Genomic DNA, 2,682 nt, shown 5'->3' with positions numbered 1-2,682 from the left:
CCCCCCAACACCGCGCCGCCGCCATGCCCCCGAGCGTGGCCTCCGCGAACGGGAATGTCGCCGGCAGCTCGGCCGCCCTACAGAAAGAACACCATGACCCGCCGCCTCCCTGACACGCCATCCCCCACCTTGGCGCCACCGCCCGTCGGCTTCTGGGAAGCCTTCCGCTTCTGGCTCAAACTCGGCTTCATCAGCTTCGGCGGCCCGGCCGGCCAGATTGCGATCATGCACAGCGAACTGGTCGAACGCCGCCGCTGGATCAGCGAAAAACGTTTTCTGCACGCCCTCAATTACTGCATGGTGCTGCCCGGCCCGGAGGCGCAACAGTTGGCAACCTATATCGGCTGGCTGATGCACCGCAGTTGGGGCGGTATCGTCGCCGGCGCGCTGTTCGTGCTGCCCTCGCTGTTCGTGCTGATTGGGCTGTCCTGGCTGTATGTGGCCTTCGGCAACGTTCCGCTGGTGGCCGGACTGTTCTACGGCATCAAGCCCGCCGTCACCGCCATCGTGGTGCAGGCGGCGCATCGTATCGGCTCGCGCGCACTCAAGAACAACGTTCTGTGGGCGATTGCCGCCGCTTCGTTCATCGCCATCTTCGCGCTCAACGCGCCGTTTCCGCTGATTGTCCTGGGGGCAGCCCTGCTTGGCTATGTCGGTGGACGCGTGGCACCGGCCACCTTCAAGGTCGGCAGGGGGCATGGCAAGATCAAGGACGGCTACGGTCCGGCCTTGATCGACGACGACACCCCGACGCCCGCACACGCCCGCTTCCGCTGGTCGCAGTTGACGCGCATCGGCGCGATCGGCTTGGCACTGTGGCTGGTTCCGCTCGCCCTACTCACGGTGACATTCGGTTGGCAGGGCGTGTTCACCCAGATGGGCTGGTTTTTCTCGAAGGCCGCGCTGCTGACCTTCGGCGGTGCCTATGCTGTGCTGCCCTACGTCTACCAGGGCGCGGTCGACCATTACGGCTGGCTCACCGCAACGCAGATGATCGACGGTCTGGCGCTTGGCGAAACCACCCCCGGCCCGTTGATCATGGTGGTGACTTTCGTCGGTTTCGTCGGAGCCTACCTCAAGGCGCTAACCGGGCCCGAGTTGCCGTTCCTCGCCGGCGCCTTCGCCGCGACCTTGGTGACCTGGTTCACCTTCCTGCCGTCGTTCGTGTTCATTCGCGCCGGCGGCCCACTGATCGAATCGACGCACGGCGACATCAAGTTCACCGCACCGCTGACCGCCATCACCGCCGCGGTGGTCGGCGTCATCTTCAACCTGGCGCTGTTCTTCGGCTATCACGTCCTGTGGCCGACAGGTTTTTCCGGTCATTTCGACTGGCCATCCGCCTTGATCGCCCTGGCGGCGAGCATCGCCCTGTTCCGCTTCAAGCGCAATGTCATCCAGGTCATCGCCGCCTGTGCAGTGGTCGGCCTGCTGGCAAAGACCCTATTCCTCTAACTTGCCCCCATCCCACGCCGGCAGCGCCGCGCGATGGGGCCGCCGAATGATTTGACGTAGGTGCTGGCTCGGCCAGGCCTGCCCGCCACGCAAAAACGAAGCGGCAACAGCCCCCCCGATTCTCCCTTGAGACAATGCCGCACCCCAGGGCGGGAGCAAGCTACGCCTCGAAGGCAGTCTTCCTCAGCAACAGCTGTTCCACCAGTGCGCCTTCATCAAGTTGCAGCAGCTTGGGGCAGCTCGAGCACAGCACGCGCTCCCCCGGCAGACGGTCACGCAGGCAGCAGAGACGGCGAACCCGCAATGGCGAAGACAAGGGCGCAGCAGGAGGAGACGCGAGGTAGTGCACCGTGCGATACAGCGGGTTGGCTAAACCGGTATCGAAAAACGACCGTTGACCGAACAGGTAGTCGACGTCGGCCCGTGCCTCCTCGCCCGCAAACCCGGTCGAAAGTGCATATTCGAGACTATTGCCTACCGTGCTCCACAGCACACGCGGCGACAGACTGACTGAGGCCGCCATCATGTCGATAAATGGCAGCAGATGATCGACGCACAAGGAGCGATAACGCTCCGCCGGAGCATCGGTCTCGGCCCCCAACGCCTCGCAAGGCAGCCACAAGGCCTGGGGCAGGCCTTGATGCATCTGCAGGGTGCAATCGGCCAGCGCCATCCGGAGAGGTCGGCGCAACGCCCGCGCTGCGACCAGCGCCGGGGGCAACAACAGGTTTAGATAGCGCCCGCACCACTGCGACAACAAGGCCTGGTCGCTACCGCCACCGTATTGCCGGCGCAGTGCGTTCAGCAACACATCACGGTGTTCGGCCAACCTTGACACCCGAACAGCGATCCCGCTCACGTCCTCAGGCAACCCCAGGTGCAGATGCCGGCAATACAGCGCATACGCAGGCGGCACCAACTCGGCAAAGCAGCAAGATAACGGTTTCTCTGTGCTATTCATCCACTCTCCCCGGCCACAGCCCCAGTACGACCCACCAAGGCAGGAACAGAATCATGACCACACCACAGTCCGCTTGGGGCGCAGCGCGCTTACCCTCAGTGCCATTCCATTCGTTCGGCGGAACAATCCAGCCCCCATTTGGGACACCGCAAAGGTACGGCACCCCAGCATGATTTGCTCGCCCCAATACAAAAAGCCCAGCTCGGATGAGCTGGGCTTTCTTGAGGGGAGTCTGGCGGTGTCCTACTTTCACACGGCAATGCCGC

Annotated in this window: 2 protein-coding genes; one reads left to right on the top strand and one right to left on the bottom strand. The window is 63.8% G+C overall.

Annotated features, from left to right (window positions below; all coding sequences use genetic code 11):
• Nucleotides 1–93: 93 nt before the first annotated feature.
• The gene (gene chrA / locus AC3WG5_RS19160) at nucleotides 94–1,455 is read left to right on the top strand and encodes a chromate efflux transporter (protein WP_492570320.1); all 1,362 of its coding nucleotides are present in this window, start codon (nucleotides 94–96) and stop codon (nucleotides 1,453–1,455) included.
• A gap of 160 nt (nucleotides 1,456–1,615) precedes the next feature.
• Here the strand turns inward: chrA and fhuF are convergent, their stop codons facing one another.
• The gene (gene fhuF, locus AC3WG5_RS19155; protein ID WP_492570318.1) at nucleotides 1,616–2,416 is read right to left on the bottom strand and encodes a siderophore-iron reductase FhuF; all 801 of its coding nucleotides are present in this window, start codon (nucleotides 2,414–2,416) and stop codon (nucleotides 1,616–1,618) included.
• Nucleotides 2,417–2,682: the final 266 nt, after the last annotated feature.

The sequence above is a fragment of the Pseudogulbenkiania sp. FW507-F1 genome (assembly GCF_058781125.1).
Note: the sequence above shows the minus strand (reverse complement) of the source record. Positions and strands in the feature narration are given on the sequence as shown.